The following is a 26,790-nucleotide window of genomic DNA, read 5'->3' as shown; positions in this document are numbered from 1 at the left end:
GACCATCCCTATTCGAAAGAAACTGAGCCGAACAACGGAGCGGTACAAGAATAACGAAAGAGGAGAACCGACATGCAAATAGTAATCGAGAGCTGCAATAACATCGATCACGGCGAAATAGAAATCAAAGAGAACACGCTTAACATCAAACATGCGATCAATGGAACGGGGAAGAGCACGATTGCCAAAGCCATTGTGGCGGCAGTGAATGATGCTAAAAGCAAATCGTCAAAAGAACTGACTCAACTCCGGCCTTACAAATTAAAAGAAGATAAGAAAACAGAATCAATCGTAAAAGGATGTGAGGCGATTCAAAATATCCTTATTTTTGACGAAAAATACATCAACGAAGTCGCTTTCCAGGCTGACGAGTTGGTCAAAGGAAGTTTTGAAATTTTCATTCGTGGTGAAGATTACGAAAGAGGGATGCAGGAAATCGAGGCTTTGACCTCGCAAATGAAAAACACCCTGAACGGCGATGAAGAGATATCGGGGCTGCTGCGAGATTTCGACGAAATCATTGCCGCCTTCGGAAAGGAAGTGAAGCAAGGCATTCATGCATCAAGTGCGATGTCACAAGCCTTTAAGAGCGGTAATAACGTTGCGAACATTCCCGAAGGCTTAGAACTCTTCAAAAGTTTTATCCAGCACAACGAAAATTATAAATGGGTGAGTTGGCAGCACCAAGGGGCATCATTTATGGATATTGGCAGTGACTGCCCGTACTGTGCGACGGATGCCACCGCTAAGAAAGAGATCATCAAGAAGGTCTCGGAAGTCTATAAACCCAAGGTCATCGAAAATCTTAATAAGATCGTTACAGCGTTTCAACACCTTGAACAATATTTTTCCGAAGAAACGAGAAATCGAATCTCAGGATTCGTCTCAAAAATTGAGGGCTATACCGATGATGAGTCCAATTATCTGCTAGAAATAAAAGGGCAAATCGGGCGATTGAGAGAACGATTCGTCGCCGCTCGTTCACTTGGATTTTCATCCCTCAAAGAGGTTGATAAGGTTCTCAATGCCATTAAAAACCAGGTCATTGATCTGAACAATTTTCCATATTTGAATTCGGAGGCGACTCAGGCCAAAGCCGATATCGTCAATAAAGAATTGGAAAAATTGCAGGAGGTCGCTGGAAATTTACAAGGAAAAGTCGCCAAGCAAAAGCAATTGATTCAAAAATTGGTTGAAGAGCACGGAGAAAAGATCAATCAATTCTTAAAAAATGCCGGATATAACTACCACGTATTTTTGAAAGAAGAATCCAATGGTGAGTATCGTCTAAAACTTGAACCAAACGATGTTCAAGGAGAGGTGACAGAGGTAAAGAGTCGATTGAGTTTTGGAGAGCGGAATGCGTTTGCTCTGGTTCTCTTCATGTTTCAGGCCCTGAAACAAAAAGCAGACTTGATCATTCTCGATGACCCAATTTCTTCATTCGATAAAAATAAAAAATACGCCATCATGGAGATGCTGTTCTCTAAGGGGAATTCGTCGTTTAGCGGGAAAACCGTTCTGATGCTGACCCATGACTTCGAGCCGATTGTGGATCTGATCTATCATCATCGAGATAGATTTGAGTCGCTAGGCGCCTGGTTCTTAGAAAATAAGCAGGGAAATTTGACTGAAAAGGCAATTGAGAAAAAGGACATTCAGACCTTTGTTGAGATCAATGCTTCCAATATTGCGGATCAGATTCATGCACTTCATAAAGTGGTTTATTTACGACGATACTTTGAGGTCATCAATCGAAAGGATCTAGCCTTCGATGTTTTATCCAGTGTTCTTCACAAACGTAAATATCCGCAGCTCCACGAAAAACAAGAAGTACGAGCTGGCGTTTTTGAACCTGTGCTGCGTAACCTCACCGATGAAGAATTCGCCCAGGGAGTTGCAGAAGTGGTGAAACACATTCACGAGTTTGATTATGACGGTCTGTATGCGTTGACCAGTGTGAATGCAGACATGAAAAAGTTGTACCTAGATACGGCAAGCAATTATGAAAAACTGCATATCTATCGCATGATTTTCGACGAAAAAGCGATTGCCAATTCAAATGTCATTGCCAAGTTTATCAACCAGTCATTCCACATAGAGAATGACTACATTTATCAGTTGAACCCCAGGACATACCAAATGGTGCCGCAGTACGTCATTGATGAGTGTGACAAAGCCATTCACGCTATCCAGTGATTTGGGACTGAAACTTAGACGCAAAAATAGTTGCAGGATAAATCTCTATATAAAAACATAGGTGGTCAATGGCATTTCCTATCAACGACACGATTATTTCGGCTATCGCCAGTCTTATCGACGATGCAAAGACAGGAACCAGCCGGGTTCCTACTCATTACGACATTAGTTTTGAAGTCGAGCGAGTGAATCTGTTGGCCGTTGATCCGAAAGAGCTCGGGCAACAAGTGGGGAAAGCCAAGCGGGTGCGGGCAATCCTTTCTTGGGCTTTGGAGCACAACCAGCAAGCAGGAGCCAAACTCATCGAATTGCTGCTTTCCAAGGTCAAGGCCAGTGGAGGTTTTAGGATCGGCTCTGAAAACTACGTCGGAAGGGATGCGATTGAGAATGCAATGGCTGCTTTTAAGAGCGAAGGATTTACGCTTGAAGAAGACGGAACCATTCACGCCCAGGTCTTAAATAATTTGACGGGCAAAGAACTTACGGCGGCTCTGTTGAAATATGCCCAGCGGGCTCAAAAGGGATCACACGATGCTGCCTTGGTTACGGGCACGGGAAAAGATCTATTGGAAGCGACGGCTGCCCATGTGCTCATGACGAAATATGGGGCCTATTCATCAAGTCTTAACTTCGAGGGGCTACTGGGCCAAGCCTATATGGCATTAGGATTGGCAGTTCCCCAATCGAATGTTGTTACTGGTGAGCCGACCGTCAAAGCGTTAGAACGAGCGTTGTTTCAATCTGCGTTGGCCGTCAACAAACTGAGAAACAAGCAGGGCACGGGGCATGGGCGACCATGGCTTCCAGAGGTTACGGATGTCGAAGCAAAAGCAGCGATTGAGGTTGTGGGAACTATCACCATATTTTTGTTGAGTAAATTGACTCCCTAAATTGTGATTTTTCGTCTCTTTCGGACTACATCTGAGTCATACATGGCGATGGAGATTGCTCCTCTTGGAGTTGGAGGAATGCAATTCGGCTTAGTTCTGCACCTGTCTCCACTCCTAGTTTGTGCTTGATATGTGAGCGATAAGTTTCGACGGTGTTTGGGGATAGATTCAATTTTTTTGCGATATCGGATTTTTTTAGGCCAGATCCGATTAGTTTGAATACCATCAATTCTCGATCTGAAAGGCCCTCAATTCCTCTCTTCGAAACGGCTGAGTCGATCATCATGCGTTCGATGACTCGGTTCCTGAACTGTTCAGAGAGCCAGACTTTTCCCTGTGAAACAGCATCTATGGCTTGAATCAAGGTCTGTCCGCTCCATTGCTTCATGGCGTACCCCTTGGCTCCCGCCTTCATTACTCGTTCTGCATAATGCATTTCGTCTTGCATCGAGACGACCAGCACCGGCATGCCGGGAACGTGTTTTTTCAAGTTCTTGATTAGATCCAGGGTGAAGACTCCGCCCAGTGATAGGTCCATGATGGCTATATGTGGCTGATGTGCCGTGGCGATTGCCATCACGTCTGGATGCGTATCTGCCTCGTGAAATGTCACTTGCTTGCATTTTTGTCGAAGCAAGGTCATGAGTCCGATCCGAAGAATGGGGTGATCGTCGGCAAGCAAGATACGCATCACAAAACTCAACTCGATTTCCGAGCGAGATTGACGAACCAAACACGTGGATCGCCATCAAGAGGTCCACGATAACTTAGTTGCGTGAAGAGCGATGAGAACAGATGTTGTCCCGTTGCATAGAGACGAATGTCTTCTTGCGATTCATTGGGAAGTAATTTTGTTGGCGGCTTAGGACCGAAGTTACGAACTTGCCCTGAACTGGTCGAAGGCAAGGCCGTCAATGAGCGATAGAGATTGAGTGCTCCGATGGATAGCGTTGGCTCGCTCAGGCGAATGTCCGCGTTGCAGTGAACAACATTTTCAATACGTTCAGATTGTTTGGCGGACTTCCAAATGACCGCTGTAAATTTAATGCATTCGATTGGGCGAGCCACATTCGGTTGTGAGGAACCCACCATTTGTGCGGCATATTGCGTCTGAAACCCCGCATTCGCCGGGATGAGCGATTCCGAGTAGTCATCAACTCGAATAGAGATTCGAGGCCAGTTGTCACTAGGCGAGCGACGGGGATGAGCGTCGAAAAAGTGATACAGCGGTGTTTGACTGATCAACTTGCCCTGCCAACGCGGGTCGCTTGGATGCGGTCCTTCAATCATGACATTCACTGCGTTGATCGATACCATTTTGCCGCCTTGCGGGCTGCTACCTGGTCCATTCGTTGAGCCGCCGAGGAGTTCTCCAATTGAATCGGCGGCTTTTTGAAAGATTCCATTGTTCGTGTTGTATGGTCCGGTGGTTGCACATGAAGAAAGAAGAAGAATACCTACGGTTCCAATAAATTTTCCTGCTCTGAACATCACTGTTTTCCCTTTTTTGTGATCAATGAATGAGCCAATTTTCATCTGATCGCAGAGCATCCGGTATCGCTTAATAAGTGACGGAGAATCATTGAAGTCGAGTGATGGGACGCTGTGAAAAAATAGGATATTCTTCTAGGGAGGAAGCTTATCTTCTTTAAATTTAGGTGGACTATAGCGCGCCTTTTATGAGCTTAGAAAGCTAAAATTTCCTGGTGAAATATCAGAAGATGGATGCTTGTTCGTTAAAAAATATTTAAAGATAAATGACAAAAATTGTTGCAAGTTTTTTTAAAAATAAGGGGGGGGTAATGTCGCAAAATTTACTGGGGAAACAAATAGGTGATGAGATAGATGAGGAACAGAAGGAGAAAATTAGAGATTTGATTGATAAGCAGAAAATAAAAGGGATATCGATTGACACAACAGCGTTCGGTAGAAACGCCACGGATTTAAAGGCAGGCTTGATTTCCCAGTTATCTCAATTTGATGAGAGCCATCCAGCCAAACTTGTAATTTCTGAGGTTATATGGAACGAGGTACAAGCACATCTATGCGAAAGCTTGACTGAGTTACGAGGAAAGACTGAGGCGGGAATTAAAGCGGGGCGGAAGTTGCTGGGAGCTGAGAATCCTATACTTCAACAGTTGAGTGAATTGCTAAATTCAAAAAATCCTGAAGACATTGCGGCATCTACTATCGAAGAATTTATGGCAGCGTGTCACGCAACTAAATTAGATCTTGATTCGTATACGATGCCGTCAGATATCTTTAAAAGGTATTTTTCTAAAAAACCACCTTTTCAACTCGGGAAAAACAAAAGTGAATTTCCAGATGCTGCTGCATTAGTAAGCATAGAGAGTTGGGCTGATCACAACGATACCGAAGTTCTTATTGTGTCCAGGGATAAAGCATGGGAGGCCTTTGCCACGGAATCACCTCGACTCCATTTAGTTAAGAAGTTAAGTACGGCACTATCTTTATTTCAGAAACACGACGATTTTTTAGAGAATTTTCTGAATGTGTTTAAGGATGAAATCAAGGATCAACAGTCCTCGTCATATTTCACCCTTGAGAGTGCTTTATGGGGAGAGGATTGGCTTAGCAATACAAAAATTGAAAACTTGAAAGAGGATGCTGGGTTTATTGTGGAAGAGGTGAACTTCGGCGATGTTGTTCAATTAAAACTGGAAGACCAAAATTCTATTGAGCCTGTCCGAGTGGAAAAAGATTGTGTCCATGTTGAGGTAAGTTTTTTTCTGTCGGCCACATTTGATATTCAAATTTTGGATTCGACATTCCCTTCTACTTCTCGGAAAAGTTCTCAGAAAAGGATTGCTGAGATTATGCGGAACGGAAGTTGTCACATGTCTGCACATATCAAGATTCCATTTAAGCGAGTTGATTCAGATATTGAGGTTCACATCGAACCATTTGATCTCACGCTGAGTATTGGTGATATTTCTGCAGAGGATTGGTATGAAGACGACGACGATTAAAAAGTAATAGGTTAAAGCTAAAAAATGATACACCCGACGCACTGTCCCCTATGAGTTCCTCATAGGGGAATTGCAGTAAACTCATTAAGCGAAGTGTCCCGCGTGTCTTATAAGGTTTGGATAGTTTGCGGCAGAGCTTTTTGCGGATTGAGAATTTAGTCCGGCCGGAGGATTTTCATACGCGAGTTGCTCCGGTAGTGTGTAAGGAAATGACACATCTTTTCGAAATTCATGCTGAATTTCGAACAACGATTTATCGTAATGTTCGAGGTAGGCTATTGCTATCTCTTTAATGCCAACATGAGACACGTTAGCATTTTGGCGAGAATTTCCGGATGGTGCTCTATGGTTAATTCTGACGTTAACATCAATAAGAGATCGTGAGACGCTATCTATGTCGATTTTTTTTGATAGGAGATCTTCAAACTTTGCAGAGTCGCGTTCATATAGAAATGCGAGGAAAAAGAGGAAGCATGGATGAACTGTTTTTTCTTTAATCGCTGTAAGAGCGGGCTCAATAATTCGCATGACTCGTCGTCTATCCCGAAGGCCGATGCCAAAGGCTTTAGAAAATATCTCAAATAAATCGGGTAATCCGTTGAATTGATTGAACTCAGGTTGTAAGCCGGTCAACCATTCTTTGCCTGAGATTTCCGGTATGGCAGAACTGGCGAAGAGGGCCGCTGTGAATTGTTCATGATTGGGTTCAGGAAGAAGATATTCTTGATCAAAGAAACGTTTCAGATAGCGATGCCCATTAAAGCCGTTGCCATAAATTGCTTTGGTAGACTCTCCGAGTTGGACCGTGTTGAGGCCAATTACAAAGTAAATTCCTGGAACGCCAAATAAATGTTTGATACCTTCTAACAATTCAATTGCGTAGTTAGGACGGCATCGATCGAGTTCATCGACGAAGAAAAAAACAGGCAGTTGAAATTTGCTTTCTGTTTTTAAAGCCTCAATTAATTGAGATAGTTTTTGACGAAAAGCGATGATCGCTTGTGCTTTACTATTGTGAGCATCAAGTGATTCTTTTAGAGTGTCGCCCAATTTTTTGACGAGCTCTTCTTTGTCATCAGACATGTCAGAATCTGCGTATTCAAATTTGGTTTCGTCTCCCTTAACGATGCCTTCTAATTCTTCAAAGCCGATGTTGAAAAGCCTTTTCAACAATATGAGAGAGGCTCCTTTAAGTGCCGGCTTAACAAATTTCCCTAATGACTTGATTGCATCTTCCAAATTCTCTTTGGCCGGAATCTCTTTAAATGCCTCTGACAACTCGGCGTGCATTGACGCAATAAATGCAATGAGAGGTTCAGGAGTGAAATCATTTTTCCAAGCATCAAAATAGACGGCCGGATAATTTTGATGTTTCAGTTCTTGTGACCATGCTTGCATCAAAAACGTTTTTCCAAAACCCCAATCGGCATTGAGGGCAAGAACGAAGCCTTCCTCATCAGGTTTTAGTTGATATCGCTTCTGCAAATAGTTCGACAGGTAGTTTGCAACTTCCTTTCGACCTAGAAGATCTCCTTCCCAAAAGTCCGGAGTGGAATTGGTGCCGTCAGTTGTATTTGAGGTCATTTTTTGCCTGATAGACGATGATGAACGTTTGTTCGAATGATATTACTACGTCAATCATCGTAAGAGGCGGCAGAGGGAGTAACGCGGCTTCTATGGGACTATTTAGATGTCATCTAAGTGCCTCAAGTGGCGCCTGAAAATTCAGTCGTCCCTTTCTAGTGGAGGCAGATTCCGAATTGTGTCTTCGATAGAGATCAAGGCTTGGCTCACCGCGTACAAGGCTTTGGCACAATCCTGAATCATTGCCGCCTGAGTCTGCATATGAGCCAAAAGATCATCCACTTCAACTTTCACGCGTGAAAGTGAACCGGGCTCCTCGTTATCACGTTCTGCAGCGGTATCGATCAAGGTATAGATCGCCTCCGATGGCGTCATGGGGTGGCTCAATGCGGTCGCATAGTCAGCCAATTTGCCTCGCCTCTGGGGTGAAAGATGGATGGAAACAGCGTTCTTTTTCCAGGGGTTGTTTTTGGGCGAATGCATAGAACCTCCTGGTCATCGATGTAATTCGGATTCAAGTATTTTTTCCTTGATGCTCTGGATCAGATGAGCACACATTGCTTTGCATTGGATTTGCAAAGCGTGGGCCTGCTGTACGATCTTGTGGCGGCTTACTGCCGCTGTAGGCGTTGGAATAGGGCGGTCCTGCTCTAAATCGAATTCGTAGTCGAGGGTGGTGGACTTGATCTGGGAACGTGCCACACCTCGAGCCAACTTCTGCAATGGCGTCAGTTCTCCGGATACCGTGGATTCCTGATGAGGTAGTTCTTCTGTTTGGGCATGATCCAATTCATCGACGGGAACGTACAAAGAGGTTCGGTAGCGAGTACGGCTGGCCGCAACATAAGTCCACTCTCGATTAGCCATCATGGGATTGATGAAGACATAAGCGGAGTCGAAGGTCCGGCCCTGGCTTTTAAACGTGGTCAGGCTGTACGCGTGGTCGAAGTGCTTGAAAGATTCGGGAAGTGTCACTTGGTGACTGTTTTTGGTGCTGGGAGAATCCAAAGAAAGAGTCCAGCGGCCATCATTGTGGAAAGACTTGATCGTTCCAGTGGCTCCATTCACCAGGCCTAACTCAGGGGCGTTTTTGGTGATCACGATACGCTCATTAGGAGCGAACTCCTTGTCGTCTAAAAAGCCATCGGGATGCAAGATTGGAAGAACACGAGATCGGATGGAATCCAAGTAACCCGAGCGGAGAAGATGTTCTCGTGCCCGCTGATTCAGTTCTGCCACTTCGTGACGAAGTCCGGCAATGATGACTTTTTCAGAAAAAGGGTGTGCATCTTGCTGCCACTCCTGAATGAGCGTATCCATGGCCTTTGAACGATCATCGTCCATGTAGAGTTGCCCTTTGACCGCCATCGTCGTTAAGGCTAATTCAGCGTGGCCCTTAGAGAGTTGATCCACTGCCTCTCTCATCCAATGGAAATCATGGGTGGCCTGCCAGGGACGGATGACCGAAGCGAGAATAGGAGAGTGCAACGCCAAGTCATCCAGGGCGGCGGACTGTTCCGCAATTGATAGGGACTGAATAGCATTTAATTTTTCTTTGGGAACGAGAGGCTTGCTATGGCTGCAGGCATCCCCCAGTGCTCGATAGATCATTGCAAAGTCACTGCGTTGCCGCTGAATTTGATTCAGGTGAGCCCCACCAAACTTTTCAATCAACGAGCGGAAGATGCCTCCGGCTTCAATGGGGGCGTGCTGTTTATAGTCGCCTACACAGATTAATTTTCCACCTGCATCGATGACTGCTTGCTGGAGAAGATCGAATTCTCTTGATCCCACGACTCCCGCTTCATCCAGGACCAAGACGGTGCGTGGAGACAATGCCAATGTCCCTCTTTGATGGCGTAATAGAAGACTCACAAGAGTAGATGATGGAATGTTTGCTTCTCGTGCGAGGTTTAAGGCAGCAGACGCGGACTGAGCACAGCCCATGATTTCAAATCTCTCTGATCGATAAATATCAGCAACTGCTTTTAGAAGAGTAGTTTTTCCTGTGCCCGCCGAACCCACGACGAAAGCATGATTGCTTGACGAATTGCAGATGTAATGGGCAGCGGTTTCTTGTTCTGCTAGGTTGACGGAATGGCCGATTGTTTTGGAAAGATCCTCTCGCAAACGCTCAAAAGCCTGGTGAACTCTTTGAGCTGCAATCGGGGAGGTGGAGTGGAGGCCGTCTTCTACTCGCTGAGCAATGGCATGCTCTTTTTCGTACATACTTTTGGAAGTGATCACTTGCGTTAAATGTTCTGTGTTGCCAAGATGGAGAACCTCTTCATAAGCGAGGAATTTATCTAAACAATTTCTGCATTGCTCGGCATTCCAGATGCCCATGCTCTTTTTGCAGATGAGATGCAAAATGTCTTGTACTTTGACGGTCGAGCGTATTTGGGTGAGTTCATCGAGCAACGCTTGATGCGAGATAGAAAATTCAGATGGAGCAGGGTACTGGCCGGGATTCCGTAGCGAAGTCACGTATTCAGTAGTGAGCCCAAGTTCTGCGACCATCTCTCGGAAATGTCCAAGAAGTTCAAGGTAGGGTGGTTCGGCTTTTGCTGATCGAGTATTGAGGGCAGCGATGTCAGCATCCAAACTGGTCTTGCCTTCATGCTGCTTCATGAAGGCTTGGATTTCCGTCCGGCGTTTTGAGAGTGTTTGGCGTTGATACTCTGTGATGCCTTTGATTTGAAAGTATTGCCGGTCGGGGATGATCTCAAAGCCGAGTTGAGCAAGGTGATAGGCCAAATCAACTCGAAACAACATGCCGGCAGTCATCTTATGATCGAACTGTGCTTTGTTGTCCAGGGCACTCCATTCCTTTGAATTCCGGTGTTTTCCCAAGTTGAATAAAAATGCATGGACATGCAGTTGGGGCTGAATAGCCCGGCTTGCAAAATGGGGATAGCATGCGGCAATGATCGAAGAGACTTTCTTCTTGATACGTCCTGCCGCTCCGTGACGAGTGACGGAAATGGACTGGGTGTAGTCCATGGCCGATTCAACGGCCTTCTGCATGCATTGGCTGATGGCGGCTTGCGTAGTAGGGTCCGCAGCAGCAAAGACCGCAGACACGTCCTTAGGGGCACTGAAGGTCATGTCCACACCCATCACGTGGAGTGGTCCGGCACCACGCACCAATGCTTCGCCATTCTTCGGTGAATAGCCATAGGCTAATTTCTCAACCTGCTCCATTTGCACGATCTCAGAGAGGTCAAAATCTTCAATACCACTGCCTGCCCAAAACGGTTGGGGTTCTAGTTTGGATTGATCAGGGTTGAGGTATTCAAGGAAATCAGTGCGTTGCCGTGTTCCTGAAGATTGCAGATAGAAGAGGTAGCCGCCAGGCGTGGTGGCGGAGTGCTTGACCTGGTTGTAAGCACTATTGATTTTAGCAATAGAAAGCACCGCTCAACCTGATCGTGAGTGGTGCTTTCTATTTCTTGCGCGAGCGGTTTGCATGGGTTGGATTCCTCCTTCTATGCGAATGCTCAACAGTCGTTATCGAGGGACGTTAATTTCTCGATATAGAAGACGTGTCAGACGAACGGAATCGATCAATTAATTCCGCAGGCCTTAGATTTGCATATCGATTTAACATGTTGATGCTCTTATGACCGACGATTTTCATGATCTCAAATACACTCAGATTCATTCGATACAAAACCATTCTGCTGATAGCCTCGTGCCTCAAGTCGTGAAAATGTAGATTTTCGATCCCTGCTTGTTTGACTAAACGGGAAAACGACTGGGATGCCGTAATAGCACTCTTGATCGTATGGAACATACGCGGAGTGCTATTTATCTTGGACTGAAGCAGGAGTTGAACAATCTGTACTGCTCGATCACTCAGGGGAACAAAACGGTTGTAATTTCCTTTGGTGTGGGCTGCAGGAATAGACCAAAGAAATTGATTCAGGTCGAACTCCTGAAATTCGGCAAGGATCAATTCTTGAAGTCTTGCTCCCGTTTCTAGAGCCAGATCGATCAGCATTGGAAATTGTGCCAAATCATCTTTTTGGTTCTGGTTGAGTAACGCGATCAATGTGTCGTATTCAGCATCTTCCAATCGACGCTCACGATCCTTTCTCCAGTTTTTGGGAAACTTCTTAGTGGAGAAGAGGCCATGGGGCATCGTCAGGTCGTAATCTGTCGCTCTATATTGATACACTACTGAAATGGCTGACAGGAAGAAGCTGATCGTGGTCCACTGATAGGGCTTATTTCGATTGGTTTTCTTCTGAGACATCGTTTTAATGAATTTTTTGACAAAGCTCGGAGTGATCTCTCCCATCTTCACACTCTTCATATGTTGCGAAACCGCTTTGACGATGTACTTCTGATATTTAGTCGACTGTGGACAGGATTGGTAAAGTTGAGCACAGTCAGAAAACGTCTCTTCGTGAAAAGTCTCCTCTCGTTTGTAAAGTGCATTTCTCCATTGGTCCTTTGTATGGTGTTCCATGCTTTTTGCGAAGGCCTCAGCCTTAGTTTTGCTGTCAAACGTATGTGATGCTGATTTCCCACCTGTTCTGATTTGAACTTGCCATCCTGTAGATCCATCAGCTCGAACTCGTCTTGAAATACTTGCCATCGGTTGTCTCCTAAAAAGATTGAAATGCCAGTGCTATGTTTTGGCACGGCCAGGACAATCCAGAAGAGACCGCTTGTCAGATGAGAAAAAACTGCTGCATGAAATTACAGCATGGCGTTTCTTCACGAATTGTCTGCGTCAACAACTCTCGTAAACATCAGGTGAAATCAAGGGCCAAGGAAGGGAGGGGTTTCAGTGTTAAATCTAGTGATATACAGAATATTTGAAATATAAAATTTGTAGTAATTTGCAGGAAGGTCAATATAGAAGCGGCTTTCGGATTTTCAATCAATTTTCAGAATGCACGGAAATGTGTGCTTCCTGCTGAAGTGTATGCAGCACAAATTGAGATCGTTAATCCGACGAACGGTATGAATAAAGCTAGTATTCGTCCGATTTGATTGCCGATTGAGCATTTCCACTTTTCAGGAGAGATGCCGATGATGGAACCAAGCGATTTTAGAAAAGAACATTTGCAAAGAGAAATTACAAACCGATTTGGGACTGTTCCAATACTCTTACGAGTCAATGTCGTGGCAGACATTCTAGGAATCCCTGCGAGACGCTTATACGATCAGATCCGGGGCGGGACATTCTTTCTACCTTTTAGATTAATTCATCGAAGCCCGATGGTCTCAACAGAGGATTTCATCGGCTGGTACGTGACATCGATCATTGAACCTAAAACTAATCTCGTGACGAATGGGAGCTCGGAAGAAAAGAGAGAGGCGGTTCCTCTTTCTGCTCCCAAATCGCTTCCTCGGCATCGTAATTTTTTGAGACGGATGATGGACGATGAACTGCTTGCGATAAGGGAGCAGGGCACGGTTCGCCGTCATAGAGCGGTACCTTAAAAGAAAAAGCCTGGGTGCCCAGGCTTTTTCTTTTTATGGAATGTATTTGAGTCTGCGGCTTATTCGTTTTCTTGCTGCTTCATGTTCGATGAAACTGATTCCGTGCAATCTTCTGAGATCGTCATAACGTAACCCCTCGGCACGGCCTCGAATGAGATGCATGGCGATGGGGTCATCTTCGCAATGATTTCCGAGTCTTTCAAGTCGTCGAATCATTTTATTTATCTTCTTTTTTCGTTCGTAACACTCTTCTGCTGATATGGCATAGATCCCTTGCTCTGCTAAAGAATCATCGTACATAAACTCAATGCTATAGGGTAAGCGTTTCTGAGACGACTGATTCTGTCTATCCGCGTAAGAAATACTTCTCATGACTTCAAGTATGAACGCAATGAAATCTACTGCTGTAGGCCACAGTCTTCGACCGTCTAAACACCGAAGAATGGCCTCATTGAATAAGTCTCGATGGTCAGGGTAGGAGTCGCTTAACGGGACGGTTTTTGCAAACCGAAGGATGAGGGATTGTTGATGAGGAGTGATCGAATGAATGGTTTGAGTAAGAACTTCTAATGTTGCATAGTTTTTATCGGCCGACATAAAACTCCTTTGTTGTTGTGTTTGGACGGAGGAGATACTTAAAATTTAAGTCGGCTGGAAGTATTTTTGCGGCCATGCAGACGACCGGTTCTGTTTTGATTCCCGAAGGAAAAAATTTATAGAAAATAAATATTTCCGTCCGTGATTCCTCGATTTTTAGCATCGCTGTCTTTTAACTTCTTGGAGACAGCATGAATAAATCGAGTTTCAGTTGGAGAGTAGGATCTGAGGGATTTAACTCGACACGGACAAAGACAATTTACGTATGGAGAGCACTGGTCTCGACGTTAGTGATTTGGATGGGTTCTTTTCTCTTGTCGCTGGCGGTCATCCTGTTCTGCTTTCCCATGAAGGAAGAACACGGAGAGTTCTCTGGGTTAGTCCGAAGGTTAAATACGGAATCGGTAAAGCCCGGATTTCAGCAATTGAACGTTAATTCCGAAAATTCAATTTCTGCTTTTTTTGCCAATATGTTGACTAAAGACGAGGTTCAAATTCGTCTTTTACTTTCACTGATTGCGTCGTCTTTTATGAGTGTTGGGCTGGCTAGAAATATCTGGAAGCCCAAAGAGAACTTTGTTTATTTACGAGGGCCACGCCGTTACGACAGAGGTGAGGCCGTTTTCAGGCTGAATAAGAAACTGAAAGAGAAGAACAACCGTCATCCGGATGTACCTCTATCACCGAGTGTTGCGTATCCAGGCGAATTGTGGCGTGAGCACATGCTCATTTGTGGCGGAGTCGGCGCCGGGAAATCCACTGCGATCAAGCCCATCGTAAACAGCATCATTGAACGTGATGAACAATTGCTGCTCTTTGACCCCAAGGGCGACTTCACGCAAGCGTTTGATCAACCTTCGATCATAGCCCCTTGGGATTCTCGTTCTTGTGCATGGGATATTGGCAAAGATCTGCGTGGAGAAGCCGACATGGCGGCCTTTGCCGAGGCCATGATCAAAGAGACCAGCGATCCTATGTGGTCAAGCGGTTCTCGGCAAATCTTTGTCGGCTACATGAAGTATCTCAGGGCGACCTATGGACGGCTTTGGGGCTGGAAGGAATTGGCTGATATGTTAGACACGCCAATCAAGGCACTTCTTCCGATCATGCAGCGTCATCATAGAGAAGCGGTGAGATCGGTTGAAAAGATGTCAGTGACGACGCAAGGACTGTTGATTACTCTCGCGTCTTTTTGTTCTCCGGTATACACATTAGCGTTGGCATGGGCTGACGTGCCAGAAGATCGAAAGATCAGTTTTGTCGAGTGGATGACCGCCGTTCCTGATCGCCATCGTCAGATCATTTTTCAGGGGCACGGCAAATATCCTCATCTGGTGAAAGCATTCGTGCCGGGCATCTTGGCTGTGATCGCGGGATTGGTCAGCAGTCCGGCCATGGATGACACCTATGGACGGAAGTACTGGTTTATCGCGGACGAGGCCGCAGAAATGGGCAACGTGCCGATCAGAACGTTATTTTCAATGGGGCGTTCGAGGAATTTTCGTTGCCTTCTAGCCTGCCAAGATTTTTCGCAGTTAGAGGAAATCTACGGGAAGGCGATGGTGAACTCGCTGCTGTCGATGTGTAAATCAACCTTGATCGGGAGAATGGGGCCAGGCGAGACGGCTGAAATGCTTTCGAAGTGGATCGGTTCTCAAGAGGTCGAATACAAGACCAGATCGTCGTCTAGAACTCAGGAGGCGTCTACACCCACAGTGAGTACTTCGTATGTCAAAGAAGATGTGGTCTTGTATAAACCGCAGGAATTTAGTTCTCGATTCGGCAATGAGATTCGGCCAGGGGGTGTTGTGATGAGCCTCGTGTTGGAGGGGGATGCGTATGAACTATTCTGGCCCCACGTGGATTATCCGAAAAAAAGGCCGGCACATGTCCCTGCAAAATGGATGTATCCGAAAATTGCGAAAGCAATGCATGTGGAAGAGGTCGCTGAGAAAATAATGGCATGAAGAGAAAGCCTACCAGCATGAGGATTGGACACTCATGTTGGTAGGCCAGGTGTTCATGAGACCCCATTGCAACGCCAATCCAACCGGTCTAAAAATTGGATGCTCCGAGAAGAATTGGCCTCATAAATGATACCTCGTATGTTTTTATGAAAAGTCATTCTGTACAAAGATCAGACTCGAACAGCCATGGATGGTATCTGGGAACAACTTCAATGAAGTGTTCATCATCGGAGTACCGGGTGAGGAAGAAAAGTATTTCCGAGAGGGAAATTAACGCGATTGTTTTTTAATTAAATTCAGTTGGAAGTCTTACCTGTCCTGAATCTCGGCTAGTATTAAAAGCGAAATCGGCTAATGAAAATGAATGACTAAGAGAAGTTGCGGCCGATTTTCGCTTGGGGGGTATTAAACATACGTAGCATCGTCAGAAATAACAATTCAGGTCTTTGACCCAGATTGCTAGTATTGCTTCGCCTCGGATTTGTGGGGCTCATCTGTTCCCTTGAATATCAAATACAAAGATTGGAGCATCATGAAAAAGACATTGTCTGTATCTGCATTGCACGGAAAAATTCTGTTGAAGATTGGAGTCGTGGTCATTTCCTTTGCTCCACTGATTGCCGCAGCCGGAAATTTTTTCGACGATTCTTATGAGCCTAAGCAACCCTTCGATGACTATGCAAAGCAAGAAGAAAATTTTATTGCGATTGATGAAAAGGCGAGACTAAAGAAAGTCGCATTGATGGACTATGCTCAGGCTGGAATTACATTGTCAGATAGCAGTTGCAAATTGTGGATCAGTTCGTTGGGGCGAGCAGATCGAGATAGTGGATTTTTTAAGAACATTCTTAATATTGCGGGAAATCTGATTCTAGGCATAGCAGGGATAAACGGTGCAAATCCTAGTTCTCTCGCGAAGGGATCTCTCGGGCTCAGTGCAGGAAATGCTTCCATCGACACTTTTAAGAATGACATCATCATTGGTGCGATCGAAGAAGTGGGGAAGAAAATGTCTGAAGGGCGTGAGCTCACGGCAAAAAATTTCACATCTCAACTGCCGGCTAATTATGACGAGATAAAAAGATGGCTGATTAATTACCATCAGGGTTGTTCTCGGCAGACGATCAAAGATATTTTAAAGTCCGGTTTGGACGCTGTTAAATATGTTCTTCCCGATACTTCGTTGGCTAGTCCGATTGATCAAGCTAAGGGCGATATTTTGACAACTACACTCTATGCCGATATGTACGGTGCGGGCAGTATTGGAAAATTTTCGGACGATTCTCTTTACAAGTTATACGTCATCGAGATTTTCGCACCTGGAGCGAGCCTTACTTCTGATTCAATAAACAGTATTAAAAATGATCCGTTTATAAAAATATTAGCGACAAATTTCGAATCAAAGAATAAAGATGCTCGTATCGCGACCTTAGATAGTATCGCTGAATACCGAGGGTATAAGTCTAGATTGAAGGCGGCGTTGGACAAGGAAGTCACCGACAAGAAGGCGGCAGAGACAGCCACGGCTCAACAGGCAGTGGACCAGGCCGCCGCGAAAGTAGAGGCAGATAAGAAGAAACTCGTGGATAGTTCATCGGCTAAGCCTGCCGAGGAACAGAAATTCGTCGAAACTTTGGTCGGGAAGATTGCGACTTTGAGCTTAAGATCGAATGTGGCTCTTCCCGCTGTGAATTCTTTAACGGCCGAGGTTGCAGAGAATTCTAAGATTCCTTCATCTACTGAAAAGAAAAGTCTTGAAGACTCGTTAACGAATTTGCAGAATAAACTTCAAACGTTGGAAGCCGCAAAGAACGCAGAACAACGTGTTACTTCCGGGACTACGCCGCGTTATCTTCCTACAACGGCGGTTCTCGTTCCTTTGAATCGATGAGTTATCTCTAGCGAAGAATTCTGTGTTCTCTTGTATCCATTTGCATATTGGTTTAAACATCTATGCGGACGATCCAAGATTAAGTTCGGAGTGAAAATAAAAAAAGGATTGGCAGACGCCAATCCTTTTTCATTGATATGGAGAGCATTTTAACGAAGGTCGAACATCACACAAAGTCGCTGATACCACTCAGACATTTCATTCTTGTTGTGGAATCGTACTTCGATGATCGGGTTACTCATCGAAAGCGTCTTGATGAGAAGGCGGCATCGAATGTCTTTTTGTGATGCCATGCCCCAGCCGTTGACCGAGGTTTTTAGCATCGAATCAGTTTGAACCCCAGTTACGTCGTGTGTGGTGAGCAGATAGGATTGATCCCCGGAGTAGACCAGGGCTTTGTTTGCCGTGCTATCAATACCGATTGAATTTCGATACTGATGATCTATTCGTAATCCGTGCTGGGCAATGAGATCTTGCCATTTTTTTTCATTCGCTCCACTAGCAAAAGACCAAGAAAAAAACCTTCGTCGTTTCAATCCGAAGCAGATAAAAACGAGAAGGAGAATAAAAAACCACTGCGTTTCGCTCATTTCAAACATCAATTTCTCCGTCTAGCAAACTCCCCATGAATGCTCTCTATTGGGATAACTGAGGGGGAGGGGGCCACAATTAACGGAGAAATTGTGGCGCGCAAAATGCAACTGAGAAATAGTGCTTTCTATGTTTTCCGCATCACTCGAAAGTTGATGAAATTTTAGATGGCTGGTTACAGCGTTTTTAAATATGCCGTAAAAGCCGTCCGATCTTCTGGCGTGATCAAAAGAAATTCAAAAGGCTTTAAATTGTCTGGTTTGAACAGAGCCTTGGCAAGATCAACCATTCGGTCTGCTAAAGATAATTTCTCTTCTAGCGGCTTTAACCATTTCACCCAACGTTTTAATTCTTCCGAAGTCATCAGATCGATGTTCTTTTTCTTGAACTCACCTATTTTTTCATTTAAGTCGAGAACCAATATTGCCCTTAAATCATTTTCAGGAAATAGAACTTCGATGGACATTAATTGGGCAACGGGTTCTTCGATGTAATGGGGGCGTTTCAGCGTTTTTCCTTGGAGATTCTCCAAGTTCTCCGTTTCTTTCTCGGAGGCCTCTCTCGCTGAGGTCAGAAGGCTATTTCTCGCCTTAACCATCATGTTGATACGTTTTACGATGTCAGCTGGACAGCCTTGATTGAGTTCTGTGATTTCTCGCTTTCGTTTATATAGCCAATCGGCTCCTTTTTCCCTTTGGCGTAGTGCTTTTATTCTGTCTTCGACTTGATTCAGTTGGAGATTGAAGGTCCACAGTGTCTCTCTGTTCTCCATATCCGCAATGTCTTTATCAAATTGCTTGGACAATATCTCAAAGTCCACCCCGAAATATCGCTTGCCGCAGTCCTTACCTATGTTGGTTTCGTGCCCATCGTCGGTAGCAACAATGTAGCCTTTTCCATGTGGTGAGTGGCAATTTGAAAGCCCACATGGGATTTTGTCTCCTCGTATGTAACTGCCAATAATGGCAGACAGCTTGTGATTTTTTGGATTGAGGTCTTTGATGAATCCGATTCTGGCCTCCATCTCGTCCCAATCGTCAATTCGGATCAGGCCTTTGTTAATGTTTAGAGTGATCAAGGCTTACCTTTCACGGGTTTTATCGATAAAAGCGAGTCGGATCCCTGTATAAATTACAATTCTCCGTAGTTTCTTATTTGCCTGATAAGATGGCCGATAAACTTGCTCATAGTGGTTGCGACGTTGAAGTGCTTATCAAATTGACACTTCGATACGACGTAAAACTTCAATAACAATATTGCAATTTTGCAAAGCGATCAACGAAATGCTAAATGATAAATTAGTCCGCTGGCTGTCACGCCAGGTGCCCACCAGCGGAATAAATTCTGATATCGGAATGCCCGTTACGTTGGCAACTGATATTGGGCTGACTCGCACAGAGAATCAAGATCGAGTAGCCCTTATGCGAGTCAATACCAGTTCATCGAAAGGGCAGACTTTTTTTGTCGCTGCAGTGGCTGATGGTATGGGCGGAATGCAAGATGGTGCGATGTGTGCAACCAAAACTCTTGCAGCATTTTTTAATTCCCTAGTTCGAAATCGTCAAAAAAGCCCTTCCGAGAGATTAAAAATCGCAGCAGAAGATGCAAATACTGCTGTGTACGAATACTGTAAGGGAAAAGGTGGGGCCACTCTTTCTGCAATTTTAGTTACGGCTGATCAAGGCGTGTGGACAGTGAATGTCGGAGACAGTCGTATTTATGCCAGCATGGCTGATACGGCTAAAGAAAAAGTGACTCGTCTCACCGTGGATGATTCTCTCGAAGAGGTCGCTGGAGGGCAAGATCGAGGTTTATTGCAATTCATTGGCATAGGATTTGGGTTGCTCGCTCATGTAAAGATCGTGCCTGTTGATGCGGAGCGTATTCTGATTACGTCCGATGGCGTGCATTTCATTCGCCATGAGACTCTGTGTGACACGTTCTTTCAGACGCTCGAACATCGGCAGGCGGCTGCTAGATTGACCGCCCTCGCAAAATGGAATGGGGCTCCTGACAATGCATCCCTTGTGGTGCTTTCTATTTCGGAACTTATTAATTCTATTTCTGAGCGAGAGGATTCTGGGATCGAGTTATGGGATCCCTTTGGAGCACTCCACATTATGTGGGTGAAGCAGGAGCAGTTTGACGCCATTGATTTCACAGAGCCTGCACATCCTCGTCTTGCCGATGTCAATAAACTTAACTCTCCTGCTCATCGAAGAATGATATTTAGAGACGGAGAGAATGGAAGAATCATTCCTGGCAATCGGCCAGCAGAGCAGATCCCATTTGAGCAGTTAAGTACCTATCCGCCCAAAGACAATTTAGTCGCGGTTGATGAAAGTGCCGGAAATAAAAAAGAGGCATCGAGTCGTCGCACCAAGAATCCTAAAAAAGAGAAATCTCCACGGACCTCCAAACGTCCGAACCTAAAAAATCGGGGGGCACAACTTTCTATTGAAGTTGATACAGATTCAGATCAAACCGAAAATTTAAATAATAAGGGTGGAGAAAAGGATGAATCTTCCAAATAGATATCAGCCGACCGGGGCCTCAAATAGCGGTGGGATGGGTGACATACACCACTGCATGGACACACATTTAACTCGTCCTGTGGTTCTAAAAATGCTGAGGGTAGGAACAGATCGCAGAAGATTGCTGGATGAGCAATTGGCTTTGATAAAAGTAAGGTCGAAGCACGTTGTCCAACTATATGACGTGATTGAAGTGGGTGACGCCGCGAATCCTCAGACGGCTTTAGTTCTTGAACATCTTGATGGTCATGACCTCAGTCCTGAGTCATTCGCACCAGATCCTCTCTACCTTAAAACTCTCTGGCAAATTGCTTGTGGCTTAGTCGAAATCCATAGCGAGGGCATCATTCATCGCGACATCAAGCCAAACAACATTCGGCTTGGTGCGGATGGAGTGATTAAGATTCTTGATTTTGGCCTGGCTAGATCGTCAGGAATCGAAGCTCATACAAGAAGCATCATCGGAACTCCCGGCTATATGGCTCCGGAACTTTGGAGAGATCAAAGCATTAGTTTTGATCAGGCGATTGACGTATACGCGTTTGGCATCACTGCCTTAGTCCTGATTACGCAACAACTTCCACAAGAACTATTACCGCACCCACCTCAGAACCTTCCTCGTGGAAGATTGGTAGGATCAATTGCAGGAATCCAAGATGACATTCTTGCGATCATTGAGCGTTGTTTAAGTTACTCGCCGGCGGATAGGCCGAAGATGACTGAAGTAGAGTTGATCCTCAGGCGACACATTTTATTCGGCAGGCACCGAGGCCTGATTGTTCTAGGACCGAAGTCACATGAACTCAATGCGGAATCTCCTAGGGTGACGGTCAAGAGCGGCAGCACGAACTCGATAAGCCTTGTTTACGATGGTATGAAATTTCTAATTTCTGGTATTACGGGAACTGTCGCAGTAAACGCTAAGCCGATAACGCCAGAATTAATAGCCGCCGGAGAAGAACTTCCTGATTGCTGTGTAATTGCATTTGGGCCTAAACCCGCTCGTACCTTCGTAACTTTTGACGTGTCAAATCCTGAGGTCATGCCATGATTCCCACCGGTGCCATAATTGCTGATCGCTACAGAATCCTCAATCATGTGGGGCGAGGAGGCATGCAAGAAGTCTATCGTGCTCATGATACAAGATTGGACATGGATGTCGCTTTAAAGACGCCGCAAGCAGGTCAAGCAACTAAGCGATTTAAAGCCAGTGCGTTTATTGCTGCGAAAGTCAATCATCATAATGTTGCGAAAACCCTCGACAGTTTTGATGACAATGGAGAGCAGTATTTAGTAGAAGAATTTGTCGATGGTGAAACACTCAAAGATAAATTAGATCGGTTCGGTTTCTTTGACCCTCATCTTGGTGCGAAGGCATTGCATTATCTTTTGAAAGGCGTAGAGGCTTCGCATCGAGCAGGTGTGATTCACCGTGATTTAAAGCCTAGCAATGTCATGGTCAATCGCGGCGTCAATCTTAGTCAATTAAAGGTGACTGACTTCGGTGTGGCAACTCTGACCCAAGAACTTTTAGATGAGGCATTGAAAGCAGGGGACATCACTAATTCCACTTCTGGAACCATCAAAGGTGCTTTGCCATTTATGGCTCCCGAGATGATGTTCAGAAAAGCAGGAGAGAACCCTGGGGCAACGGTAGACGTTTGGTCCGTGGGGGCAATGATGTTTCAACTGCTGACGGGTGAATTGCCATTCGGTGAATTTTTACACGCAGTCGCCAATGTGAAAACCGGCCAACGGCAGCCTTGGCCAAAATTCATGACCTCAAATGCCCAATTCGCACCTCTTGCATTGGAGCTGCAGTCAATCGTTGAAAGCTGCCTCATCAATGATCCTGCTGCTCGTCCCACCATCAGCGAATTGATTGCTCGTTGCGAGAAACTCTGTTATCTGACTGTTGATCGTTTTGAAGGCCCAGTAACAAAGCATATTCTCAATGGTTATGCTGGCTTTATTACCGTCAATCGTTCCGACATATTTTTCAGCATGGAAAGTGCTTACGGAATTGAGCGTCCCGAGATAGGGCGGCGTGTTTGCTATTCTAGTTTTCCTGGGGATCCCAGTCCAAGGGCACACCCCGTGGTCGTTTTGAAAAATTAATTTCAGAAGACCGTTTTGATGTATTGAAAATTCAAGATACTTAACAAGCGTTAAAGCGGGACAAGAAGAACAGCATTTGTATGTATCGAGTTTGAAGTGAAGGTGTTTGATGATAATTCTAGAAATATGGAGGGGGTAAAATGTCGAAAGTAAAAATAGGGCTCTGGATCCTACTTTTTTCATCTTTAGGTTTAGTGAATATACTTTGGTTATTGCGGGGACAGGATCCATCTAAATACCTTGAGGCAATGGCCACATATATGAGCGCTGTGGGAGGTATTTTTATTGGCTTTGGCGTCCTTATTTCAAAAAAAGAACGTAACGCCATAGAAGAACAAATGACGAGCGTCAATGCGTTTTTAACTCCTAAGCCATATGATGATGCTGCACTTGCAGTAAAGAAAATTTGTGCAACTGACTTGTCGGCAATTCAACTGATGGCCAACGATCTTCTGGCACTTTCAAAAAGCTTTGAGGTGGCGGGAAACAATATGCGAGATGCAAGTAAAAGCTTAAATGAAATTCATAAGAGTCAAATGAAGATGGCACACGGGGCCCAGACTTGGCTATTGATTGGAGTTTTCATAAGTTTCATTTCGTCCCTATTCCTGACACTTTTTCCTTTGGTTACAAAGTGATTTTAATTGCCACGGCCAGCAGGCCTAGTAATATCAGAGCCGAAATTAGCCCTAAACCATTAATAACAAAATGTATGGGAATTTCTCGCATCAGAAATGATGTTACGCGAGATTTGACTGATTTTAATTTGCTCATAGGTGCCTCCGTTGTAGGGTAACTTTTCTCTCATATTTATTTTAAAAGTCAATAGTTGAGCTCATTTATGAGCTAGTCTAATTTTGGGCAGACTAGGCCCTTGTCATCTTTCATTTCTTTTAAATCTTGGGCATGAGCGTTACGGGTTGTTTACGGCGAATATGGGTGGTACATTGGTGGTCCATCCACTCAACCATGAGGGTGGTCCACTCCAGAATGGATTTTCGGGGTGAGAAACAGATGGAGCCCAGGGCCCACTTGATTTCTGGAGCGGCGAGCTTTGCTCCCGTCCACTCCGCCAGACAACAAACGCCCGCGCAAGCGGGCGTTTTTGCGTTTACTCCATGATTCGCAGCGCGAATCCAGAATTAAAAGCGGAATGGAGGGAGCCGCCTGCGCGGCTCCCGGTGCAGCAAAAGTGCAGCTTCAACGACAACGCCCGCCTGGAAATCAGGCGGGCGTTGTCGTTTGGATGTCGAGTTGTATCAGTAAGTCAGCGTGACCGTCACCGTGTCCGTATAGACGCCGGCCAAAGGTGTCTGGGCGCTGGCGATACGGCCGTAGACCGTGAGATTCTGAATCAGGCCGTTGCCGGTGCCGGCTTGTGTATCCGTGCCGATGGTCGAGCCCCAGTTGTTGGTGCGACCCGAATCGCGATACAGCGCGTAGTTCAAGGTGCCGCCAAGGGTGCCGCTCAGCTTGCGCACGGTGGTGGTGGCGCCAGTGCCGGCGCCCGCATCCAGGCCGATGGTGTAGGACGTGCCGTTGGTGCAGACCACGGCGATGTTCCCGGTCTGGTCGATCTGGGTGCTGGTGTAGTTGCCGAAAGCGATGGTGGAGCCGACCACCGCGCAAGCAGACAGAACGGTCGCGGTGTTGATCAGCGAACCGGTGGCTGTCGATGATGCCAGGACGGGCGCGCTGGACGCCATGACGGCAGCGGCGAGAGTGGCGGCGATGATGCGATTTTTCTTGGTTGTGAACATGGTGGTTTCCCCTTAAGTCGGCCCCTGTATTCTTGCCCTTGCAAGAATTTCTAAATCGCCGGGTACAACTACACTTTATATTTTCAACATACTCGCGAGTATCGGGAGTTTCCTGAATCGTGCTTTAAATACATCAGGAGATCCCTGATCCCCGATGCTTGTCGACTGATCGCCATAAAGCCACGGCGAGCAGTTCTGCAAACTTAGTAAGTCAGCGTGACTGTCACTGTGTCCGTATAGACGCCGGCCAAAGGTGTCTGAGCGGAAGCAATACGACCGTAGACGGTCAGGTTTTGCAGCAAACCGTTGCCCGTGCCGGCTTGCGTATCCGTTCCGATGGTCGAGCCCCAGTTGCTGGTGCGGCCGGAATCGCGATACAGCGCGTAGTTCAGTGTGCCGCCCAAGGAGCCGCTCAGTTTGCGCACGCTGGTCGTAGCGCCGGTGCCGGCGCCTGCATCCAGGCCGATGGTGTAGGACGTGCCGTTGGTGCACAAGACGGCGAGGTTGCCGGTCTGGTCCACTTGGGTGCTGGTGTAGTTGCCGAAAGCAATGGTGGAGCCGACCACGGTGCAGGAGGCGAGAACAGTCGCGGTGTTGATCAGCGAGCCGGTGGCAGTGGAAGCAGCCAGGACAGGAGCGCTGGAAGCCATGACGGCGGCGGCGAGAGTGGCGGCGATGATGCGATTTTTGTTCGATGCAAACATGGTGGATTCTCCTGATTCCCGGGGTTGCATCCACGTCCCATTACGTGGATTGCGATGTCGTCGGGCACAGGTGAACTTTACGTTTTTGAGGGGGCTTTCAAAATCAGGGGAATCCTGATTCTCTTGTTTTTTATGTCAGGAAATTCCCCATAGGCGAGCGAGACCGTGGCTGCAACGCCTGCAGCCGGCCGCTCAAGTGTGTACCGCCGGGAGCGCGGTCAGTACGTCAGCGTAATCGTCACTGTGTCGCTGTAGACACCACTTTGTGGCGTTTGTCCGCTGGGGATGCGGCCGTAGACGGTCAGGTTTTGCACGATGCCGTTGCCACTACCCGATTGGGTGTCGGTGCCGGCGGTCGAGCCCCAGTTGCTGGTGCGGCCTGAATCGCGGTACAAACTGTAATTTAGCGAGCCGCCAAGTGATCCCGTCAGCTTGCGGACCGCAATGGTGGCGCCGCTGCCGGCGCCGGCATCCAGGCCGACGCTGTAGGAAATGCCGTTGGTGCAAACCACGGCAATCGAGCCGGTCTGGTCGACTTGCGTGGAACTGTAATTACCGAATGCAATGGCCGAGCCGACCACCGTACAAGAGGCCAGCACAGCCGCCGAGGAATTCACGCCGCTGGTGTTGTTTGCCTGCGCCGCCATGGGCGAGCCGGCCGCCAGCATCACGATGGACGCGGCGACGCAGAGCCTGCGGGCACGATCTTGTTGTGAAAAAAACATATTTTTCTCCCTATCCATCCTCTGCGCTCTTATCTGTGAAGAGCTCCCCTGCAGCGGTGGACGCCAGTGAACAGCCATATCAATCGGCGCTTCGGCATCTCCCGATGCGTTCAGCGCAAAGCAGCCCGCAATCATCTCGCTGCGGCGACGAATCACCACGGCTGAGGTTGCGAGCCGAAAAATTCTAGTAGGTCAGGGTAACGGTGACGGTGTCCGTGTAGACGCCGGCCAATGGTGTCTGTGCGGAAGCGATGCGGCCGTACACGGTCAGGTTTTGCAGCAGGCCGCTACCGGTGCCGGCTTGGGTATCGGTGCCGATGGTCGAGCCCCAGTTGTTGGTGCGGCCGGAATCGCGATACAGCGCGTAGTTCAGCGTGCCGCCGAGCGAGCCGGTCATTTTACGCACGCTGGTGGTAGCGCCGGTGCCGGCGCCTGCATCCAGGCCGATGGTGTAGGACGTACCGTTGGTGCACAGCACGGCAATGTTGCCGGTCTGGTCAACTTGTGTGCTGGTGTAGTTGCCGAAGGCGACGGTCGAGCCGACCACGGTGCAGGAGGCCAGCACTGTCGCAGTCACGACCAGCGAGCCGGTCGATGTGGCGGCGTAGACCGGTGCGCCGGAAGTCATGACGGCGACGGCGAGTGTGGCGGCGATGATGCGTTTTTTGTTGATGTTGAACATGGCGTTTTCTCCTGATCGGCGGTCTCGCATCCTTGTCCCATTACAAGAATGTCGAATTCGCCGGGTACAGGTGAACTTTAAGTTTTTGTCACCGTTTCCAA

22 protein-coding genes are annotated in these 26,790 nt (G+C 46.6%); 9 read left to right on the top strand and 13 right to left on the bottom strand.

The window, feature by feature from the left end:
• Nucleotides 1-72 precede the first annotated feature (72 nt).
• Nucleotides 73-2,199 (top strand): AAA family ATPase, encoded by a 2,127-nt coding sequence (locus E4P32_RS07195; protein WP_116432604.1) that lies wholly within the window; start codon nt 73-75, stop codon nt 2,197-2,199.
• Between the two features lie 68 nt (nt 2,200-2,267).
• Nucleotides 2,268-3,089 (top strand): abortive infection family protein, encoded by an 822-nt coding sequence (locus E4P32_RS07190; protein WP_116432605.1) that lies wholly within the window; start codon nt 2,268-2,270, stop codon nt 3,087-3,089.
• 25 nt (nt 3,090-3,114) lie between these two features.
• Here the strand turns inward: E4P32_RS07190 and E4P32_RS07185 are convergent, their stop codons facing one another.
• Nucleotides 3,115-3,780: a response regulator transcription factor gene (locus E4P32_RS07185; protein WP_135008718.1), complete on the bottom strand. Its 666-nt coding sequence runs from the start codon at nt 3,778-3,780 to the stop codon at nt 3,115-3,117.
• An 8-nt stretch (nt 3,781-3,788) separates the two neighbouring features.
• Nucleotides 3,789-4,625: a hypothetical protein gene (locus tag E4P32_RS07180; protein ID WP_135008717.1), complete on the bottom strand. Its 837-nt coding sequence runs from the start codon at nt 4,623-4,625 to the stop codon at nt 3,789-3,791.
• A gap of 221 nt (nt 4,626-4,846) precedes the next feature.
• Between E4P32_RS07180 and E4P32_RS07175 the strand changes: the two genes are divergently transcribed.
• Nucleotides 4,847-6,079 carry a PIN domain-containing protein gene (locus E4P32_RS07175; protein ID WP_116432607.1) on the top strand — a complete coding sequence of 411 codons (1,233 nt, stop codon included), beginning with the start codon at nt 4,847-4,849 and terminating at the stop codon, nt 6,077-6,079.
• A gap of 84 nt (nt 6,080-6,163) precedes the next feature.
• Here E4P32_RS07175 and E4P32_RS07170 read toward each other — a convergent pair whose 3' ends face one another.
• From E4P32_RS07170 to E4P32_RS07145, 5 genes are all read right to left on the bottom strand, one after another.
• Nucleotides 6,164-7,663, bottom strand: coding sequence for a P-loop NTPase fold protein (locus E4P32_RS07170; protein ID WP_116432608.1), 1,500 nt, complete (start codon nt 7,661-7,663; stop codon nt 6,164-6,166).
• Between the two features lie 141 nt (nt 7,664-7,804).
• Complete coding sequence (locus tag E4P32_RS07165; RefSeq protein ID WP_116432609.1) at nt 7,805-8,146, bottom strand: hypothetical protein; 342 nt, start codon at nt 8,144-8,146, stop codon at nt 7,805-7,807.
• Nucleotides 8,147-8,158: 12 nt separating this feature from the next.
• Entirely contained in the window at nt 8,159-11,080 is a 2,922-nt protein-coding gene (gene mobF, locus E4P32_RS07160) for a MobF family relaxase (protein ID WP_116432610.1), read from the bottom strand.
• Between the two features lie 106 nt (nt 11,081-11,186).
• Nucleotides 11,187-12,266 (bottom strand): site-specific integrase, encoded by a 1,080-nt coding sequence (locus E4P32_RS07155; RefSeq protein WP_116432611.1) that lies wholly within the window; start codon nt 12,264-12,266, stop codon nt 11,187-11,189.
• 887 nt (nt 12,267-13,153) lie between these two features.
• Nucleotides 13,154-13,717, bottom strand: coding sequence for a hypothetical protein (locus E4P32_RS07145; protein WP_135008715.1), 564 nt, complete (start codon nt 13,715-13,717; stop codon nt 13,154-13,156).
• A gap of 191 nt (nt 13,718-13,908) precedes the next feature.
• Between E4P32_RS07145 and E4P32_RS07140 the strand changes: the two genes are divergently transcribed.
• Nucleotides 13,909-15,684, top strand: coding sequence for a type IV secretion system DNA-binding domain-containing protein (locus tag E4P32_RS07140; protein WP_116432612.1), 1,776 nt, complete (start codon nt 13,909-13,911; stop codon nt 15,682-15,684).
• 532 nt (nt 15,685-16,216) lie between these two features.
• The gene (locus E4P32_RS07135; protein ID WP_135008714.1) at nt 16,217-17,575 is read left to right on the top strand and encodes a hypothetical protein; all 1,359 of its coding nucleotides are present in this window, start codon (nt 16,217-16,219) and stop codon (nt 17,573-17,575) included.
• Between the two features lie 149 nt (nt 17,576-17,724).
• On the opposite strand, the gene E4P32_RS07130 is transcribed toward E4P32_RS07135, so the two are convergent.
• Both E4P32_RS07130 and E4P32_RS07125 read right to left on the bottom strand, forming a co-directional pair.
• Nucleotides 17,725-18,174, bottom strand: coding sequence for a hypothetical protein (locus E4P32_RS07130; RefSeq protein ID WP_116432614.1), 450 nt, complete (start codon nt 18,172-18,174; stop codon nt 17,725-17,727).
• 167 nt (nt 18,175-18,341) lie between these two features.
• A complete protein-coding gene (locus E4P32_RS07125) occupies nt 18,342-19,244 on the bottom strand; it encodes a hypothetical protein (protein WP_116432615.1) in 903 nt (300 codons plus the stop codon).
• A 205-nt stretch (nt 19,245-19,449) separates the two neighbouring features.
• Between E4P32_RS07125 and E4P32_RS07120 the strand changes: the two genes are divergently transcribed.
• The 4 genes from E4P32_RS07120 (at nt 19,450) to E4P32_RS07105 (ending at nt 23,456) form a co-directional block, all read left to right on the top strand.
• Nucleotides 19,450-20,700, top strand: coding sequence for a protein phosphatase 2C domain-containing protein (locus tag E4P32_RS07120; RefSeq protein ID WP_135008713.1), 1,251 nt, complete (start codon nt 19,450-19,452; stop codon nt 20,698-20,700).
• Nucleotides 20,684-21,751 carry a serine/threonine-protein kinase gene (locus E4P32_RS07115; RefSeq protein ID WP_116432617.1) on the top strand — a complete coding sequence of 356 codons (1,068 nt, stop codon included), beginning with the start codon at nt 20,684-20,686 and terminating at the stop codon, nt 21,749-21,751. Before E4P32_RS07120 ends, E4P32_RS07115 begins: the two co-directional genes overlap by 17 nt.
• Nucleotides 21,748-22,818 (top strand): serine/threonine-protein kinase, encoded by a 1,071-nt coding sequence (locus E4P32_RS07110; protein ID WP_116432618.1) that lies wholly within the window; start codon nt 21,748-21,750, stop codon nt 22,816-22,818. Before E4P32_RS07115 ends, E4P32_RS07110 begins: the two co-directional genes overlap by 4 nt.
• A gap of 140 nt (nt 22,819-22,958) precedes the next feature.
• A complete protein-coding gene (locus E4P32_RS07105; protein ID WP_135008712.1) occupies nt 22,959-23,456 on the top strand; it encodes a hypothetical protein in 498 nt (165 codons plus the stop codon).
• A gap of 621 nt (nt 23,457-24,077) precedes the next feature.
• On the opposite strand, the gene E4P32_RS07100 is transcribed toward E4P32_RS07105, so the two are convergent.
• The 4 genes from E4P32_RS07100 to E4P32_RS07085 form a co-directional block, all read right to left on the bottom strand.
• On the bottom strand, nt 24,078-24,578 hold the full coding sequence (locus tag E4P32_RS07100) for a spore coat U domain-containing protein (RefSeq protein WP_116432620.1): 501 nt from the start codon (nt 24,576-24,578) through the stop codon (nt 24,078-24,080).
• Nucleotides 24,579-24,781: 203 nt separating this feature from the next.
• A complete protein-coding gene (locus E4P32_RS07095) occupies nt 24,782-25,282 on the bottom strand; it encodes a spore coat U domain-containing protein (RefSeq protein WP_116432621.1) in 501 nt (166 codons plus the stop codon).
• A 218-nt stretch (nt 25,283-25,500) separates the two neighbouring features.
• Nucleotides 25,501-26,007, bottom strand: coding sequence for a spore coat U domain-containing protein (locus E4P32_RS07090; RefSeq protein ID WP_116432622.1), 507 nt, complete (start codon nt 26,005-26,007; stop codon nt 25,501-25,503).
• 184 nt (nt 26,008-26,191) lie between these two features.
• A complete protein-coding gene (locus tag E4P32_RS07085; RefSeq protein ID WP_116432623.1) occupies nt 26,192-26,689 on the bottom strand; it encodes a spore coat U domain-containing protein in 498 nt (165 codons plus the stop codon).
• Nucleotides 26,690-26,790 lie beyond the last annotated feature (101 nt).

Source organism: Herbaspirillum sp. 3R11 (genome assembly GCF_004563925.1).
Taxonomy (GTDB): Bacteria; Pseudomonadota; Gammaproteobacteria; order Burkholderiales; family Burkholderiaceae_D; genus Herbaspirillum.
The sequence above is the reverse complement of the archived record's forward strand: the minus strand, read 5'-3'. Positions and strand labels throughout refer to the sequence as shown.